Here is a 16,237-nt window from a genome sequence, read left to right on the forward strand (position 1 = left end):
GCGCGGTCCGCGCCGCGCAGGTCGGTGCGTGGTCAGCCGGTGATCTTTGCGACCAGGGCCTCGGCGGACTGGCGGGTGAAGGAGCCGGAGATCTGGACCTTGCCGCCGGGGATCTCGGAGTGGACGGTGGGGGCGGTGACGACCTGGCCGTGGACGAGGATCGCCAGTTGGTTGGTGGGTGGGTTCTGCTTGGCGATGGCGGCGGTCAGCTGGCCGAAGAGTTTGGTGCCTTCGGGGTCGAGGTTGAGGGCGATGTACCAGCCGTTCGAGCCGGCATCGAGGGCTGCCTTCACCTCGGAGACGTTGCGGCCGTCGAGTTCGACTTTGCCGACCTTGTACTTCATGCCTTCGGCGTCGCAGGCGGTTCCGGCCGGGGCTGGGGTGGGGCAGGTGCCGGCGGCTGCCGAGAGGACGCGGCGGAACTCGACGGCGGCCGGGTCGGAGGGTTTGGTGCGGGCGGTGGTTTGTTCGTCGGTCGGTTCGCGGTCGCTGCGGCTGACGAGGAGGACGACACCGGCCGCGATCACGACGACGAGCAGCAGGACGAGACCGCCCACGATCAGCAGCGGCCCCCGCGATCGCCGCGGTTGGCCCTGCGGTCCCGGCTGGTACGGCGGACCGGGTGGTTGGTTCGGCGGGACCGGGGGCTGGGTCATGGGGAACATGCTAGGTAACCAGGAAGTCACTCCCCGAGCAGTCGGGCCGCCAGTTGCGCGTTCCGGTGCGCGAACTCCCGCCACAGTTCCGGCGTACCGGCCACCCGTTCCCGCGCCGCCGACTCCCCCATCGAGCGCTGCGTCCACGTGCACATCCGCCCCGCCCGTAGCTCGAACCGCACGAGCACACCGTCAGCCCACCCGTACACATCAGCGTCCCGCGGCTCCAGCCACGCGACCTTCTGCTCGGCGACGATCCAGTCGAGCGCCTCGATCTCCCCCTGCACCTTGGCCGCGAACTCGTACCGCAGCTCCCCCGCCGCCCGATCACGCCGCCGTACCAGCTCGTCCCGCAACGCCGAGACCGCGGCCGGATCCCGTTCCAGGACAGCGATTGCCGTCCGCGCCAGTCCTTCCCGATCCTCCGGCCCGATCCCGAACAGCCGGCCGAATTCCTCTGCCGACCCGTCGCCTTCGACCGTGTACTGCAGCGGCAGCACCCGATGCAGCCCGGAAATCGCCTGCCGGATCCGCAGTCCGCCGAGGTACGGCCCGAAATGCAGCGTTTTCCCGCGGATCGTGTGCTCGAAGCGCAGGCCCGGCCGCGCGCCGTCCTCGAGGCGGATGTAGCCCACCACCTCCGCCCCGCCCTCGACGCGGTTCCAGCGCGGCTTGGAATGCTCGAGCAGGTTGCGTTCGAGCCACGCCGCCTCGTGGTCGGAGTCGCACCAGACGCCTTCCACCCGGGCGATCCGCCGTACCATCCGGGCCAGGTGCGGGCGGTCGCCGAGGTTCACCCAGTACGACTGCACGCGGCGCCGCAGGTTCCGCGCGCGGCCGATGTACAGCACCTTGCCGGCGTCGTCGCGGAACCGGTACACGCCCGGACCGGTCGGCAACGCGCGGACACCACGGATCATCAGCCCAGTGTGCCCGGTCCGACCGCCCCAGTGACCGACCGGTCGCGTGTTCGAAACGAATGCTTGCCGGGTCTTGCGCGCGACGGTGACTTGCAGTCATCCTGACGGGCGATCCGAGTGCCCGCAGGGGGTTTCGTGAGGCCGGGTACCGGACTCAGGCCTGGGGGGCTTCGTGAGGATTTCTGCCCAGTGGCTGCGCCGTGCGCTGTCCACGTTGTGTTCCGTACTGCTGCTGCTCGTCGTGCTACCGCTTTCCGCAGCGCCGGCAAGCGCTGCAGTGACGCCGACCGGTTTCAGCGAGCAGGTCGTGTTCACCGGACTGAAGGACCCGACGAACGTCGCGTTCTCGCCGGACGGCCGGGTGTTCGTCGCTGAGAAGAGCGGCCTGGTGAAGGTCTTCGACCAGCTCGACGACCCAACGCCGAGCGTGTACGCCGACCTGCGCACCGAAGTACACAACTACTGGGATCGCGGCCTGCTCGGCCTCGCGCTGCATCCCGATTTCCCCACGGACCCACGCGTCTACGTGCTGTACACACACGACGGCCTGATCGGCGGGCCGACGCCGAAGTGGGGTACGCCGGACACCGACGCCGACCCGTGCCCGTCGCCGCCCGGCCCGACCGGCGACGGCTGCCAGGTCAGCGCGCGGCTCTCGGTGCTGAACGCGAACGGCGCGGAGCAGGTGCTCGTCGAGGACTGGTGCCAGGTGTACCCGAGTCACTCGATCGGCTCGATCGAGTTCGGCCCGGACGGGATGCTGTACGCCGGTGGCGGCGACGGCGCGAGCTTCACCTACGTGGACTACGGCCAGGACAGCTTCACCTCGTCCGACCTCACACCCGACAATCCCTGCGGCGACGGGACGGCGCCGGTCGGCGCGACGCTGACGCCGCCGACCGCCGAGGGTGGCGCGCTGCGGGCGCAGGACCTGCGGACGTCCGCCGACCCGGCGACCCTGGACGGCTCGATCATCCGCATCGACCCGGAAACCGGTCAGGCCGCGCCCGGAAACCCGCTGATCGGCAGCGCCGACCTGAACACGCGCCGGATCGTCGCGCAAGGCCTGCGGAACCCGATGCGGTTCACGTTCCGCCCCGGAACCAGCGAGCTGTGGATCGGCGACGTCGGCTACTCGACGTGGGAGGAGATCGACCGCATCGTCGTACCGACCGCCGGCGTCACGAACTTCGGCTGGCCCTGCTACGAAGGCGCCGGCCGGCAACCCGGGTACGACGGCGCGAACGTCAACATCTGCGAGAACCTGTACGCCGCCGGCTCGTCCGCGGTCGCCACGCCGTACTACGCCTACAAGCACTCCGAGAAGATCGCGAACACCTGCACCACCGGCAGCTCGTCGATTTCCGGATTGACGTTCTACAAGGACGGAAACTACCCCGCGGCGTACGACGGAACGCTGTTCTTCAGCGACTACAGCCGCAAGTGCGTGTGGGCGATGATGAAGGGCGCCAACGGCCTGCCCGATCCCGCGAACATCCAGCTGTTCGCTTCGGGGTACGGCGTGACGCGCCTGCAGACAGGCCCCGGTGGGGACCTGTTCACGGTCGACTACGACAACGGCCGGATCCTGCGCTATGTCTACAACGGCACGAACAACCCGCCGACCGCGGTGATCCAGGCCGACCCGCCGAGCGGGCCGACGCCGCTGGCGGTGACCTTCGACGGCACCGCGTCGAACGACGCCGACGGCGATACGCTCACCTACGCGTGGGATCTCGACGGCGACGGCGGGTTCGACGACTCGACGGCCGCGGTCGTGCAGCACACCTATACGACGACCGGCACCAAGACGGTTCGGCTGCGCGTGTCGGACGGGCAGGCGACCAGTACGGCGACCACGGAGATCAACGTCGCGAACACGGCGCCGACCGCGACGATCACGTCGCCCGGCCCGGCCACGACCTGGAAGGTTGGCGACGCCATCGACTTCTCCGGGTCGGCGACGGATCCGGAGCAGGGGACGCTGCCGGCGTCGGCGCTGACCTGGTCGTTGGTCATGCACCACTGTCCGAGTGACTGCCACACGCACACGATCACGTCGATCAGCGGGGCGACCGGTTCGTTCACGGCGCCGGATCACGAGTATCCGTCGTACCTCGAACTGAAGCTGACGGCGCGCGACGCGCAAGGACTGACGGACACGAAGAGCGTGCGGCTGGATCCGAAGATGGTGCCGCTGACGTTCACGAGCTCGCCGGCCGGGTTGCCGGTGACGGTCCTGAACAAGAGCGGGCGAAGTCCGGTCAACGGTACGACGATCGTCGGGTCGAGCGTGTCGGTGTCGGCCGATCCGGTGCAGACCGTGGCGAACCAGGTGTACCGGTTCGGCCTGTGGTCGGACGGCGGCGCGCGCGACCACAACCTCGTGGCGCCGGCCGGGGCCACGACGTACACCGCGAACTACGGTCTCAAGCGGAACCTTGCCTTGGGCAAGCCTGCGCTTGCCTCCAGCACCTATCTGGCCGGGCGCGAGGCGTCGAAGGCGGTTGACGGGTCGATGAGCACGGCCTGGTCGAGTGCGCGGACGGATCCGCAGTGGTTCCGCGTCGATCTCGGCTCGGTGCAGATCGTCGACCGCGTCACGATGAACTGGCTGTCGACGGCGTACGCGAAGTCGTACCAGATCCAGGTGTCCGGCAGCGGGCGGACCTGGAAAACGGTTTCGTCGACGGTCAGCGGGGACGGCGGGACGGACAACGTCGCGTTCTCGCCGAACTACGCGCGGTACGTCCGGGTCGTCGCGACGCAGCGGGCCGTTGCCGGGAGCTACTACTCGTTCTGGGAGTTCGGCGTTTTCCAGAGCACCGGAGCGGGGATCGGGATCGGCGGGAAGTGCATCGACGTGTACCAGGCGTCGACCGCGGACGGTACGCCGACGACGCTCTACACGTGCAAGGGATCGGTCAACCAGCAGTGGACGCCCTCTGTCGACGACGGAACGATCCGCAGTATGGGCAAGTGCTTGTCGGCTCGCGACACGACGCTCCGGACGCCTGCTGTGCTGTGGACGTGTGACGGAACGGCCGGACAACGCTGGATTCCGCGGCTCAACGGGTCGCTGGTCAACGCGGCGTCCGGGATGTGCCTCGACGCGACTGGCGCCTCGACCGCCAACGGGACCAAGCTGATCCTGTACACCTGCAACAGCGCGCTCAACCAGAGGTGGACGCTGCCGTAATTCGATCGTCGTCCGTGGTCGCGACGACCTATCGTCTGGTGCATGAGCCAGGGATGGGTGGACGAGGGTTTCGGTGCGGTCGCGGACACCTTCGCGGAGAACTTCTCGTTGTTCCCGGAACTCGGGGCGGCAGTCAGCGTGCACGCCGGTGGCCGGAAAGTCGTCGAACTGTGGGACGGCGAAGCGGCGCCGGGGCGTTCCTGGTCTGAGGAAACCGTTGTACCGGTGTTTTCCTGCGCAAAGGGGCTGGTGAGCATTGTTGTTCACCGGCTCGCGCAGGAGGGGCGGTTGGACCTGGATGTGCCGATCGGTACGTACTGGCCGGAATTTGTTGCTGGGGGCAAAGAGGAGATCAGCTGCCGGATGGTGCTGGGGCACCGCGCCGGCATCCCCGTGCTGGACAAGAAGCTGACCTTCGAGGAAATCGCTGCCTGGGACCCGGTCGTCGCGGCGATCGAGGAGCAGAAGCCGTTGTGGGAGCCGGGGACGACGTACGAATACCACGGACATGTGTTCGGGTTCGTGCTCGGTGAGGTCGTACGCCGGATCACCGGGCAGTTGCCGGGGGCGTATTTCCGTACGTCGATCGGTGATCCGTTCGGGCTGCGTGCTTGGATCGGGTTGCCGGCCGCGGAGGTGCCGGCGCTGGCGCGACTGGAGGAGGCCGAGGGACGTCCGCCGCTGCCGGATCCCGAGCACCTCTTGATGCGCATCGTCACGATGAACGGGGCACTCGTGTTTCCCGGTCTCGACGTACCGCACGGCTGGAACGATCCCGAACTGCTGGCGATGGAACTGCCCGGCGCCGGAGCAGTCGCGTCCGCGACCGGTCTGGCCGGGGTGTACGCCGCGGCGATCACCGGCATCGACGGCTCCGAGCCGCTGCTGACGTCCGAGACCATAGGCGACGCGCTGCGCGAGGTGTCGTCCGGCGCCGGTTTCCTAGGCTTCGACGCCGGCGTGCGCTGGGGTTCCGGCTTCCTCCTGAACTCCGCTTTCCGCCCGACCCTAGGTCCCCGCAGCCTCGGCAACGACGGCGCCGGAGGCCAGTTCGCCTTCGGCGACGACGACTACGGCATCGCCTTCGCCTACACCACCAACCGCATGCTAGGCCACGGCGACCCCCGAGCCACCCGCCTCATCACAGCCCTCCGAACCTGCCTGGATTGACACCGCGGGCCGCCGCGTCACACGTTTTCCGGGGGTTCACGCGAGGGGGTGGTGGTGTTCACGCGACGGGGTGAGGGTCGCCAGGGACGCGTGAGGGGAGAGTTGGCATGTCTCGTGGCAGGTGGCTGGTGGCGGCCTCGGTCGTGGGGGTTGCTGCGTTGGTGGGGAGTACGGCGCAGGCTGCTGTGGGAGGTACTGCGCAGGCGGCCGTTGCGGGGAGTGCGGGTCTGGTCGGCGTTGCGGGTGAGGGTGGGCCGCGCGTGGTGGGGGCCGCTGTGCTGCCGGATTTTTCGTTGGAGGAGTTCTCCAACGGGTTGATACGGGGGTCGGTGGGGAACGGGCGGAACGTCGATCTCGGGGGGATCGGGAGTGATCTCTATCCGGCGGGGCGGGACGGTGAGTTCTGGACTGTCACGGATCGCGGGCCGAACGGGCAGATCAAGGTCGACGGGGTCAACCGGCGGACGTTCCCGGTGCCGGGGTTCGATCCGGCGATCGTGAAGGTCAAGGTGTCCGGGAAGACGCTGAAGGTGGTCGACGCGATCCCGATCACCACGCGGCACGGCAAGCCGGTGACCGGGCTGTCGAACCAGGAGAGCCGCGACGAGCTTCCCTACACGTACGACGCTTCGACCCGCCTCGAGGTGAACCCGAACGGTCTCGACACCGAGGGCATCGTGCGCGCGGCGGACGGCACGTTCTGGTTGGTGGACGAGTACAGCCCGTCGCTCGTGCATGTCTCGAGCCGCGGCCGGGTGCTCGCGCGGTACGTGCCGAAGGGTCTTGACCTGCAGGGCGCCGACTACCCGGTGATCGAGTCGCTGCCGGCGATCTTCCTGAGTCGCAAGATCAACCGCGGTTTCGAGGGGCTTGCGCAGTTGCCGGGTGGTGACCTGGTGCTTGCGTTGCAGAGCCCGCTGTCGAACCCGAGCAAGAAGGTCGGTGAGGCGTCGCTGAACACCCGGCTGGTGCGGTTCTCGCCGCGGGCCGGGAAGGTGACGGCGGAATACGCGTACCGGTTCGATCCGGTCGGGGTGGTCGACCCGGGTGAGGACGACACCAGCGAGCTCAAGATCTCCTCGGTGGTCGCCGTCGGTCCGGAAACGCTGCTCGTGCAGGAGCGGACGGACAACGCCGCGCGGTTGCAGCGCGTCGTACTGCGTCCGGCGGACAACCTCCTCGGCTCGAAGTGGGAGGAGGTCGCGACAACTCCGTCCTACGAAGCGCTTTCCGATCCGGCGGCGGCCGGTGTTCCGGTGCTGCGGAAAACGTTGTTCCTCGACCTGAACACGGTCGCGGGCGTGCCGAAGAAGATCGAGGGCGTGGCTCTGGTGTCGCGGAAAACGTTGGCCGTCATCAACGACAACGATTTCGGAACGACGGACGGCCCGGAAGCCTTCGATGCCAACGGCAACTTGATCGACAGCGGCGTCGAGACCACGCTGCTAACGATCCGCCTGCGCTGACCGGCTCACGGCAGGCGGCGCGGCTCAGGCAGGCGGACCGGGTCGGGCTGGGCGGTTGGGTCATGCCGTGCGGCGTTTGTCGAGGAAGAGGGTGGTGAGCCAGGTCCAGCCCAGGATGACTGCGAGGTCGAAGGCGATGATCGTTGGGCGGCTGCCGGCGCCTGCGCTGAGGCCTGCGAAGGCTCCGAAGAAGAGGATGCCGGTGAGGGCGGAGAAGCGGGCGAAGGCGCGGCGGCCGAGGGTGCGGTAGTGGCGGGCGATTACCACGCAGGCGGCGATCAGGCCCGTGAAACCGACGGTGCCGGCTACGAAGTGGCCCATGCCGCGGGCGCTGATCTCGGCGTAGTCGGCGGGTGTGCCGACCGGGAAACCGGCGGCCGGATCAGCCGGGAACGCAGCTGCCAGCAGCAGGCCGAATCCGTAGACGCCCACGAGCCGCGGACCCCAGACGCCACCGCGCACCCGTTCCGAACTGCCGGAGCGCATGGTCTGGCGTAGGGCTACTGCGGCGGCGATGACCAGGAGGCCGCTGACGATGAAGTTTGTCGTCTGGATCCAGCCGGGGCCGCCGTTCGCCAGGAGGCTCGCCGGGTGCCGGGTGATGTCGAAGCCCTCCCGTGTGAACGCCTGGGTCAGCCACACCGCGACGTACAGCGGACCGGCGACCACACCGCCGGTGAGCAGAGCGCGGGTGGAGACGCCGGCGGCCGGGACTGTCACGTGGTTCGTAGTCATCTCGATCTGTCCTTCCAAGGGGTAACCGTCACCCCTGCGTCGAGCGACCACCCCGGAATTCGACACCGCTGCCAAGAAACATGCCGTTCCAGATAGTGGCCACCCGTCTCGCCAGCCAGCACTGCAGCCGCCTTGTAGATCGCGACGAGCGAACCGCAGACGAAATACCCCAGCGAAGTGTGATGTGCGTTGGGTCACGTCACATCGGTCGGTCGGCGTACGTCAGGTGTGTGTTCGGTTCGGGCAAACGTGAAGGAACTAGTCATGAGTGCAGTGGTGGAAGGATTTGTGGGTCAGGTTGTCGGGCCGGAGGACGACGGGTACGACGTGGTGAGTCGGACCGTGCTGGTCGCGGGGACCCCGGCGTATGTGCTCAAGCCGGCGAATGTCGAGGACGTGCAGGCAGCTGTGAAGTACGCCGTCAGTAGCGGACAGGCGCTCGCGGTGCGCGGCGGCGGCCACGCGTTCGCGGGGTTCGGGACGAACGACGGCGGCGTTGTCATCGATCTCAGTAACCTCGCGGGCATCGAGGTCGTCGACAAGGACAAGCACGTCGTGCGGATCGGCGGTGGCGCTACCTGGGGGCAGGTCGCGGCCGCGCTCGCGCCGCACAACCTCGCGATCTCCTCGGGTGACACCAAGAGCGTCGGTGTCGGCGGCCTGACGTTGAGCGGCGGCATCGGCTGGAAGGTCCGCAAGTACGGTCTCGCGCTCGACAACCTCCTGGCGGTGGAGCTCGTCACCGCCGCAGCAGACGTCGTACGGGCGTCGGCGGACGAAAACCCGGAGGTGTTCTGGGCGGTCCGCGGCGGTGGCGGGAACTTCGGGGTCGTGACCGCGTTCGAGTTCGCGGCGCATCCGACCACCGACATCCACTTCGGCAAGATCGCGTTCCCGGCGGCCGAGATCGCGGACGTGCTGCCGCGCTGGGCGGAGTACCTGCGGACCGCGCCCGAGGAGCTCACCTCGATCGCGGCGTTCGCGAACCCGTTCCTCGGCGGTCCGGAGGCGCCGCTGGAGATCCAGGTCGCGTACGACGGCGACGACGCGGAGCTGGCCGCGCAGGCGATCGACCCGATCCGCGCGCTCGGCACCGTGGTGGCCGACGACGTCGCGCTGACGCCGTACGCCGAGGTGCTGGTGGACGGCCTGACGCCGCCGCCCGGGATCCAGCTGGTGACCCGGAGTGCCTTTGTCGACAAGGATTCCGTGCCCGAGGTACTGCGGATCCTCGCCGCGGCGGGCACCTCGCAGGGCGCGCCGATCATCGCGGTCCGCAGCGTCGGCGGCGCCGTGGCTCGGGTCGCCGAGGACGCGACGGCGTACGCGCACCGGCAGGCGGAGCTGATGTTCGTGACCACCACGGTCGGCCCGCCGCCGGTGATCGAGGCGACGCGTCCGGCGCGCGAGCAGCTCTGGAACCAGCTCGCGCCGCTGACCAACGGTGCGTACGCGAACTTCCTGTCGGACGCCGCGGACGCCGAGGTCGCGGCGGTGTACCCGGCCGCGACGTACGCGCGCCTGGCGGCGGTCAAGCGCGAGTACGACCCGGCCAACGTCTTCACCGGCAACCACAACGTGAAGCCGGCCTGACCCGGCGAGCGTCGCAGGTCTGCAGGAGGTCGACAGGTACTTCGACGCGCGCAGCGACTGGGCCGATCAGCCGGCGCTGCTGGCGGAACGGCTGCGGATGAACTACGTGTTCGCCGCGAACCTGGACTGGGATCCGCCGGAGCCAGGCAAGCCGCGGCGGCAGTACGGGACGCTCGTGTTGTCGAAGTACCCGATCGTCGACTCGCGCAACACGCTTGCTGCCGCTCCGCCCCGGGAGTGAGCAGTGCGGTCTGCTGGAGGTGGTGATCGACGTCGGCGGTACGCCGCTGCGGTTCGCCGACACGCACCTGTCGACGATCGACGACGGCGAGCGCGTCGAGCAGGCCAACGCGATCGTCGCGCTGCTGAAGGACGCGCCCGAGGCGACGCTGCTGGTCGGCGACATGAACGCCGTACCGACGTCGGCCGAGATGCGCACGCTCACCACGCACTGGGCCGACGCGTGGTCGGAGGAGGGCTTCGGCTTCGGGTTCACCAGTCCGGTGCCGATCCCGATCACGCGGATCGACTACCAGCTGCACTCCGCGCAGCTGGTTCCGACCGTGGCGTCGGTGCCGTTGAGCTTCGCCTCCGACCACTTCCCGGTGGCTGCGACCTATTCGCTCAGCTGAGCGGTCTCGTTCAGCTGGCGCTCGTACGCCTCCGGTGACCAGCCGGCGGCCGTCTTGGTGACGAGCCTGGCGCCGAGGCGCTCGTAGAAGCGGTAGCCGGCGGTGTTCTCGAGGCGCAGGCCCCAGCTGATCGGGAGCCGGTCCGGCAGTGCGTGCCGGGCCAGCGCCAGCATCAGCTCCCGGCCGACGCCGCGGTCGCGGAACTGCTCGCGGACGTAGAGGTCGTCGAGCGCGAGGTGGTCGCCGCCGACCCAGAGGTACGGGCGGCGCAGCGCGGAGACGTACCCCGCGACGGCGCCGTCGACCTCGGCGATCAGCACGACCACGTCCTCGCGGGCGAGGAACCCTTGCCAGTCGGCCACACTCGCCGTGACGTCCGCGCGCTGGTCCTGGTACTCGGCCAGCTCCCCCATCATGGTCAGCACGGTCTCCGCATCCGCGACCACCGCGCGGCGGATCTCAGTGGGCATGAACCTCTCCCCTCGAAGGCTTGAACGCGGGTACGACGAGCAGCGCCAGAGCAGCCGCCACCGCGGCGGTGACCGCGGCGAACGTGAAGCCGCGCGTGAACCCGGTCGTCACGGTACCGGCGAGGCTCGCGGCCGCGACACTCGAGACCACGGCGACCCCGAGCGAGGCGCCGAACTCGTGGAACGTGCTCAGGATCCCGGACGCCAGCCCGGCCTCCCGGTAGTCGATGTTCGTGAACGTCGTGGTCGACGACGCCACGAACGCGGCGCCGAGCCCGATCGTCGCGACGGTCATCCCGGTCACGATCACGGCAGCACCCTCCCAGATCGCGGGGACAGCCACGCCGGCCGCGGTGATCAGGAAGCCCACGACGGCGATCGGCCGCGCCCCGGTCCGGCCGACGACGTGGCCCGCGACCTGCGCCCCGACGATCGCGGCGACCGCTACCGGGAGGAACAGCAGCCCGGTGCGCAGCGCGCCGTACTGCTTGAAGTGCTGCAGGTAGAACGAGCCCAGGAAGAACATCGAGATCATCAGCGCGGTCGCGACCAGGATCATGAAGGTACCCGCGGTGACCGGGCGGCGGGTGAAGATCCGGAGGTCCATCAGCGGTGACTTGACAGTGCGCTGGACCCAGGCGAACACGCCGTACAGGACCAGGGCACCGGCCAGCGTGCCGAGCGTCGCGACCGAGAGCCAGCCCTGGTCGCCGGCGTTGATGAGCGCGTAGATCGCCGTACCCGTGCCGGCCGTGACCAGCAGCGCCCCCGGTACGTCGAGACGCCCCGGCTGCTCGCTCGGCGTGTCGGCGGGCAGCATCCGCAGCAGCGCGGCGAACACGACGAGGCCGATCGGCAGGTTGATGTAGAACACCCACTGCCAGCCGGGGCCCGCGGTGAGCAGACCACCCAGCAGTACGCCGATCGCGGAGCCGCCGCCGCCCATCGCGGACCAGATGCCGAGCGCCTTGTTGCGCTCCTCGGCGTCGAACGTCTTCGTGACCACCGCCAGCGCGGCCGGCGACAGCATCGCCGCGCCGATGCCTTGCGCGACGCGGCCGCCGAGCAGGACCTCGGGGCCGGCCGCGAGACCGGTGACCAGCGAGGCCAGCGTGAACACGAGCAGGCCGGTCAGGACCACGCGGCGGGAACCGAACAGGTCGGCGGCGCGGCCACCGAGCAGCATCAGGCCGCCGAACATCAGCGTGTACGCGCTGACCACCCACGTCAGGGTCTCCCGGCTGAGCTGGAGGTCGGTCTCGATGTTCGGCAGCGCGATCGCCACCACGGTGACGTCCAGGATCAGCATGAACTGCGCGACGGCGAGCAGCCCCAGCAGTCGCCACCGCCGGGGGTCGGGTTGCGTCATGATCTCCATCCTTAAGTTGAACAGGTGTGTACGGGTTGTACGAGGAGATTAACTCGTACACTGGTGTTCGACAAGAGGAATTCGTACAGAGATGTTCGAGATCAGGGAGGCCGGATGGCAGGCACGACCACCAGGCGGGCCGACGCCCAGCGGAACATCGCCGCGATCCTGACCGCGGCGGCCGAGTGCCTGGGCCGCAACCCGGCCGCGAGTACGTCGGAGATCGCGAAGGCGGCCGGGGTCGGACGGGTGACCCTGTACGGGCACTTCCCGTCGCGGGCCGAGCTGGTCGACGCGGTGTTCGTGCAGGCGATCGCGGCCGGCGAGGAGACGCTCGGGAAGGTCGACCTGTCCGGGGATCCGCGCGAGGCGCTGGGCCGGTTGATCGAGTCGAGCTGGCACCTGGTGGACCAGTACCGGGCGCTACTCGTCGCCGCGTCGGAGGCGCTGCCGCCCGGGCGCGTGCGGGAACTGCACGCCGACCCGATGACGCGTGCGGAGCGGCTGCTCGAACGCGGCCGCGAAGCGGGCGTCTTCCGGAGCGATCTGCCCGTGGCGTGGCTGCTCAGCGTGATGCACAACGTGATGCACGGCGCCGCCGGTGACATCCAGGCCGGACGGATCACGTCCGACCAGGCGGCGCACTACATCACCACGACGGTGCTGGCCGCGTTCACCCCGCCGGGCGAACGCGTGCCGGAATGACCTACTCCAGCCAGGTCGTCTCGAACGTCGGGTTCGCGTGGATGTGGACCGCCTCGTAGCCCTCGGGCCCGGTGCGGAACTTGTGCGGGGTGTCGGCCGGGACCACCAGGATCTGGCCGGCGCGGCCGACGATCTCCTCGCCGTCGACCGTGAACGTCGCCGAACCACGCCGGATGATGAACGTCTCGGCGTACGGATGCATGTGCAGCCGCGGCCCGACGCCCTCCTGCGTCGTCGATTCCATGATCAGCGAGACACCGGCCCCACCTGGCAGCTCGGTGTAGTTCTCGGTCCAGTCCTCGCCGTCGTCCCGCCCGTCGGCGCGGCTGATCACCGCGGCCCCGGATTTCGCGATCTCCGTCATGCCACCCTCCTAGATCGGTCCCGAGTCACGGTAACTGCGCACCGGGGCCTTCGCCAGCCGACCGCCGACCGGGGCGAGCGCCGCGACGACGACCGCGAGTACGGCGACGCTCGCCAGGGCGGACGGCAGCGACCAGGCGGACGAGAGCGCGCCGACGGCCGCGGGACCGACCAGGAAACCGAGGTACGCGATGGTGGTCACCACCGAGATCGCGCCTGCGCGACGCTCGGGCCCGGCCCAGGCTCCGGCCATTCCGATGATGGTCGGCGCGCAGACCGACGTGCCGAGGCCTGCGACGCCGATACCGGCTAGCGCTGTCCACGAGTTGCCTGCGGTGGCTGCGATGAGCGAGCCGACTGCGGCGATGGCGGCACCGGCCATGAGGAGAGGGACTGGGCGGACGCGCTTCAGTACGGCGTTGCCTGCGAAGCGGCCGGTGGCGGCTGCGGCGGCGAAGACGGCTGGGGCGATGGATGAGAGGCCGGCTGTGGCGTTTAGTGAGGTGTCCAGGTGTACGGCGCTCCAGCTCTGCCAGGCGTTCTCGACCAGGTAGGCGAGGGCGCAGAGCCCGCCGAGGACGAGAAGCACCGGCTGTCTCGTCGGCCTCTCGCTGGGCACCGCATCGGCCGCTGTCGTCTGAGAGCTGGGTTTCGCCGTGGTCGCTCCCGGTGTGAGGGCAATGACGGCCGTGAGCACGATCAGCGCGGCGGCCGCGCCCAGCACCGGGAGTGCGCCGACGCCGGCGGCCCGGAGTCCCGCCGTACCGAGACTCGCCACCACGACCGCGACCGAGAACATCCCGTGCGCGAGGTTCATCACCGGTCGCCCGGTGACCTCCTCGGCGTGCGATCCGGCCGCGTTCACCGCCACGTCCGTCGCGCCGGAAGTTGCTCCAAGCAGCAACAGCGCGGCGCTCAGCGAGACCGCCGAGCCTGCGAGCGCGGGCAGTACGCCGCAGAGCGCGAACGCCACCGTCACCACCGGAAGCACGATGCCGCCGTACCGATCGATCAGGTACCCGGTGAACCGCATCGACACCAGGGCCCCGAGCCCGATCATCAGCAGCGCCACACCGAGCTCGCCGTCGTTCACCCCGGCGCCGGCCCGGATCGCGGGCAGGATCGCGCCCCACGCACCCCAGAACAGGCCGAACGCGGCGAAACCGGCGACTGGTTTGAGCATCCGTTCACCCTAGTTGCCGCCCGGGGCCCCTGCCGCGCCTACGCTGACCGGATGGAGCTGACGCGGACGTTCTCGGACGAGCAGTACGCACTGGCGCTCGATTCCTGGGCCTTTCTGGACCTGGACGGGAAGGTGCCGGTGTTCACGTCGCCGTTCGGGGACGTGTTCTTCCAGGCGGCGGACGGGTTCTGGTGGCTGGACACGCTCGAAGGCACGCTGACCCGGCCGTGGTCCGGAGCCGACGCGTTGCAGGCCGAGCTGAACACGGAGGACGGGCAGGACCAGTACCTACTCGCCGGTCTCGCGTTCGGCGCCGCCCAGCAGGGCGTCGTACCGTCCGGGGACGAGGTGTACTCGTTCGCGCATCCGCCGCAGCTCGGGGGTGAGCTCACGCTCGACAACGTCGAGGTCATGGACTTCGTGGTGTCGCTGAACATCCTCGGCCAGATCCACACCCAGATCCGCGACCTGCCACCCGGTACGCCGATCAGCGGGATCACGGTCACATAAGGTTTGCCGCATGCCGCTGTACGCCTTCGAAGGTAAGCGCCCGACCGTCCACCCCGACGCGTGGATCGCACCGACCGCCACCCTCGTCGGCGACGTCGTCGTCGAGGCCGGGGTGTCGATCTGGTACGGCGCCGTGATCCGCGCCGACCTCGGCACGATCACGATCCGCGCCGGCGCCAACATCCAGGACAACACGGTCATCCACGTCGGCCACAACGGCTGCGAGATCGGCCCGAACGCGACGGTCGGCCACCAGTGCCTGGTCCACGACTGCACCATCGGCGAACAGGCCCTGGTCGGCAACGGCGCCATCGTCCTCGACGGCGCCGTCGTCGGCAACCGCTCCCTGATCGCCGCCGGCGCCACCGTCACCCCCGGCACCGTCATCCCCCCGGAGTCGGTCGCAATGGGCAGCCCCGCCAAAAAGATCATCCCGCTAGAAGGCACCGCCAAACTCTTCGTAGACCACAACGCCGCCGTCTACCACGCCTTGGCCGAACGCCACGCCACCACAGTCGAACTCATCGAGGACTAGGGCGATGGTGGGACGACACTGAGTCCGCCCCACGCGCGCAACGCGACCGCTACCGCCACCACCACGCCCCACAAACGCAGCCGCACGCACACGCCCCCGGGCTAGCGCCCAGAGCCTCAGTTTTCCGGGTGTCTCCGCCGCCGGATGTTTCCAGCTGCTGCCGGGCTATCGGCTCCCGTCAGACATGTCCGGCTCCCGCCAGGAGTTTCCGGCTTCCGCCGGCAGTTCCGGCTAGCCGCCGGGATTTGCGGCAGCCGCCCACGAGCCACACCCAACCGACTGCACTACACCAAAGCCGACTGGCTTGGACCTGCTCTGGTCGGCGTGCGCTTGTCCAAGCACCACCACGACCGGCGGACCGCACCGAACCCATCCGCGCAAAGGACGAACGAAGTACGGCTGGGCCGACAACTTCGCTCCTTCGCACAACTCGCCAGACACCGCACAACCTGCTGCACCCGCCTGCCAAAATCATCCGCGCACCCAACCAGCCACGTGTCCGCCGACGGCCACGGAGCCCAGGCCCGATCCCATAGCAACGAGCTCACAGGCGCCTCACCCGAACCACATCAGCAGCGCGAGGGCAACGCCCAACAGGCGAGCCCCAAGCAATCACACAACCCAGCCACGACGACAGCCAAGCAGCAACGCATCCGATCCCCACAGTCGCCACAGACGGGCATGCGCGGCATAGTCGCACGACCAGCATGCCCGGCGCAGCCCGCACAGAC

Annotated in this window: 16 protein-coding genes; 9 read left to right on the plus strand and 7 right to left on the minus strand. The window is 69.2% G+C overall.

Going from position 1 to position 16,237, the window contains the following annotated elements:
- Nucleotides 1-32 precede the first annotated feature (32 nt).
- Together ABN611_RS06285 and ABN611_RS06290 are read right to left on the minus strand one after the other, a co-directional pair.
- Entirely contained in the window at nt 33-656 is a 624-nt protein-coding gene (locus ABN611_RS06285; RefSeq protein ID WP_350278831.1) for a hypothetical protein, read from the minus strand.
- A gap of 26 nt (nt 657-682) precedes the next feature.
- Nucleotides 683-1,576, minus strand: coding sequence for a GIY-YIG nuclease family protein (locus ABN611_RS06290; protein WP_350278832.1), 894 nt, complete (start codon nt 1,574-1,576; stop codon nt 683-685).
- 172 nt (nt 1,577-1,748) lie between these two features.
- Here ABN611_RS06290 and ABN611_RS06295 point away from each other — a divergent pair, with 172 nt between their 5' ends.
- The 3 genes from ABN611_RS06295 (at nt 1,749) to ABN611_RS06305 (ending at nt 7,411) form a co-directional block, all read left to right on the plus strand.
- The gene (locus ABN611_RS06295) at nt 1,749-4,775 is read left to right on the plus strand and encodes a PQQ-dependent sugar dehydrogenase (RefSeq protein ID WP_350278833.1); all 3,027 of its coding nucleotides are present in this window, start codon (nt 1,749-1,751) and stop codon (nt 4,773-4,775) included.
- Between the two features lie 42 nt (nt 4,776-4,817).
- The gene (locus ABN611_RS06300; RefSeq protein ID WP_350278834.1) at nt 4,818-5,945 is read left to right on the plus strand and encodes a serine hydrolase domain-containing protein; all 1,128 of its coding nucleotides are present in this window, start codon (nt 4,818-4,820) and stop codon (nt 5,943-5,945) included.
- A gap of 107 nt (nt 5,946-6,052) precedes the next feature.
- Nucleotides 6,053-7,411: an esterase-like activity of phytase family protein gene (locus ABN611_RS06305; RefSeq protein WP_350278835.1), complete on the plus strand. Its 1,359-nt coding sequence runs from the start codon at nt 6,053-6,055 to the stop codon at nt 7,409-7,411.
- Between the two features lie 60 nt (nt 7,412-7,471).
- Here the strand turns inward: ABN611_RS06305 and ABN611_RS06310 are convergent, their stop codons facing one another.
- Nucleotides 7,472-8,146 (minus strand): DUF998 domain-containing protein, encoded by a 675-nt coding sequence (locus ABN611_RS06310; protein ID WP_350278836.1) that lies wholly within the window; start codon nt 8,144-8,146, stop codon nt 7,472-7,474.
- Nucleotides 8,147-8,410: 264 nt separating this feature from the next.
- Between ABN611_RS06310 and ABN611_RS06315 the strand changes: the two genes are divergently transcribed.
- From ABN611_RS06315 to ABN611_RS06325, 3 genes are all read left to right on the plus strand, one after another.
- The gene (locus ABN611_RS06315; RefSeq protein ID WP_350278837.1) at nt 8,411-9,739 is read left to right on the plus strand and encodes an FAD-binding oxidoreductase; all 1,329 of its coding nucleotides are present in this window, start codon (nt 8,411-8,413) and stop codon (nt 9,737-9,739) included.
- Between the two features lie 97 nt (nt 9,740-9,836).
- Nucleotides 9,837-9,980 carry a hypothetical protein gene (locus ABN611_RS06320; protein ID WP_350278838.1) on the plus strand — a complete coding sequence of 48 codons (144 nt, stop codon included), beginning with the start codon at nt 9,837-9,839 and terminating at the stop codon, nt 9,978-9,980.
- 22 nt (nt 9,981-10,002) lie between these two features.
- Nucleotides 10,003-10,371 carry an endonuclease/exonuclease/phosphatase family protein gene (locus ABN611_RS06325; protein ID WP_350278839.1) on the plus strand — a complete coding sequence of 123 codons (369 nt, stop codon included), beginning with the start codon at nt 10,003-10,005 and terminating at the stop codon, nt 10,369-10,371.
- On the opposite strand, the gene ABN611_RS06330 is transcribed toward ABN611_RS06325, so the two are convergent.
- Complete coding sequence (locus tag ABN611_RS06330; protein ID WP_350278840.1) at nt 10,356-10,841, minus strand: GNAT family N-acetyltransferase; 486 nt, start codon at nt 10,839-10,841, stop codon at nt 10,356-10,358. The genes ABN611_RS06325 and ABN611_RS06330 overlap by 16 nt on opposite strands.
- Nucleotides 10,831-12,210 carry an MFS transporter gene (locus tag ABN611_RS06335; protein ID WP_350278841.1) on the minus strand — a complete coding sequence of 460 codons (1,380 nt, stop codon included), beginning with the start codon at nt 12,208-12,210 and terminating at the stop codon, nt 10,831-10,833. Before ABN611_RS06335 ends, ABN611_RS06330 begins: the two co-directional genes overlap by 11 nt.
- Nucleotides 12,211-12,324: 114 nt before the next feature.
- Between ABN611_RS06335 and ABN611_RS06340 the strand changes: the two genes are divergently transcribed.
- Complete coding sequence (locus ABN611_RS06340; RefSeq protein ID WP_350278842.1) at nt 12,325-12,915, plus strand: TetR/AcrR family transcriptional regulator; 591 nt, start codon at nt 12,325-12,327, stop codon at nt 12,913-12,915.
- 1 nt (nt 12,916) lies between these two features.
- Here the strand turns inward: ABN611_RS06340 and ABN611_RS06345 are convergent, their stop codons facing one another.
- Nucleotides 12,917-13,279, minus strand: a complete 363-nt coding sequence (locus tag ABN611_RS06345) for a cupin domain-containing protein (RefSeq protein ID WP_350278843.1) — start codon at nt 13,277-13,279, stop codon at nt 12,917-12,919.
- Nucleotides 13,280-13,288: 9 nt separating this feature from the next.
- Nucleotides 13,289-14,461 (minus strand): MFS transporter, encoded by a 1,173-nt coding sequence (locus tag ABN611_RS06350; RefSeq protein WP_350278844.1) that lies wholly within the window; start codon nt 14,459-14,461, stop codon nt 13,289-13,291.
- A 51-nt stretch (nt 14,462-14,512) separates the two neighbouring features.
- Between ABN611_RS06350 and ABN611_RS06355 the strand changes: the two genes are divergently transcribed.
- Nucleotides 14,513-14,971 carry a T6SS immunity protein Tdi1 domain-containing protein gene (locus ABN611_RS06355; RefSeq protein ID WP_350278845.1) on the plus strand — a complete coding sequence of 153 codons (459 nt, stop codon included), beginning with the start codon at nt 14,513-14,515 and terminating at the stop codon, nt 14,969-14,971.
- 10 nt (nt 14,972-14,981) lie between these two features.
- The gene (locus tag ABN611_RS06360) at nt 14,982-15,506 is read left to right on the plus strand and encodes a gamma carbonic anhydrase family protein (protein WP_350278846.1); all 525 of its coding nucleotides are present in this window, start codon (nt 14,982-14,984) and stop codon (nt 15,504-15,506) included.
- The last annotated feature ends 731 nt before the right edge of the window (nt 15,507-16,237 follow it).

This window comes from Kribbella sp. HUAS MG21 (genome assembly GCF_040254265.1).
GTDB lineage: Bacteria > Actinomycetota > Actinomycetes > Propionibacteriales > Kribbellaceae > Kribbella.

Coding starts and splice junctions, on each gene's coding strand:
- ABN611_RS06305 (WP_350278835.1), top strand. CDS start 6,053: ATGTCTCGTGGCAGGTGGCTGGTGGCGGCCTCGGTCGTGGGGGTTGCT.
- ABN611_RS06345 (WP_350278843.1), bottom strand. CDS start 13,279: ATGACGGAGATCGCGAAATCCGGGGCCGCGGTGATCAGCCGCGCCGAC.
- ABN611_RS06340 (WP_350278842.1), top strand. CDS start 12,325: ATGGCAGGCACGACCACCAGGCGGGCCGACGCCCAGCGGAACATCGCC.
- ABN611_RS06330 (WP_350278840.1), bottom strand. CDS start 10,841: ATGCCCACTGAGATCCGCCGCGCGGTGGTCGCGGATGCGGAGACCGTG.
- ABN611_RS06315 (WP_350278837.1), top strand. CDS start 8,411: ATGAGTGCAGTGGTGGAAGGATTTGTGGGTCAGGTTGTCGGGCCGGAG.
- ABN611_RS06335 (WP_350278841.1), bottom strand. CDS start 12,210: ATGACGCAACCCGACCCCCGGCGGTGGCGACTGCTGGGGCTGCTCGCC.
- ABN611_RS06285 (WP_350278831.1), bottom strand. CDS start 656: ATGACCCAGCCCCCGGTCCCGCCGAACCAACCACCCGGTCCGCCGTAC.
- ABN611_RS06290 (WP_350278832.1), bottom strand. CDS start 1,576: ATGATCCGTGGTGTCCGCGCGTTGCCGACCGGTCCGGGCGTGTACCGG.
- ABN611_RS06320 (WP_350278838.1), top strand. CDS start 9,837: ATGAACTACGTGTTCGCCGCGAACCTGGACTGGGATCCGCCGGAGCCA.
- ABN611_RS06360 (WP_350278846.1), top strand. CDS start 14,982: ATGCCGCTGTACGCCTTCGAAGGTAAGCGCCCGACCGTCCACCCCGAC.
- ABN611_RS06355 (WP_350278845.1), top strand. CDS start 14,513: ATGGAGCTGACGCGGACGTTCTCGGACGAGCAGTACGCACTGGCGCTC.
- ABN611_RS06310 (WP_350278836.1), bottom strand. CDS start 8,146: ATGACTACGAACCACGTGACAGTCCCGGCCGCCGGCGTCTCCACCCGC.
- ABN611_RS06300 (WP_350278834.1), top strand. CDS start 4,818: ATGAGCCAGGGATGGGTGGACGAGGGTTTCGGTGCGGTCGCGGACACC.
- ABN611_RS06350 (WP_350278844.1), bottom strand. CDS start 14,461: ATGCTCAAACCAGTCGCCGGTTTCGCCGCGTTCGGCCTGTTCTGGGGT.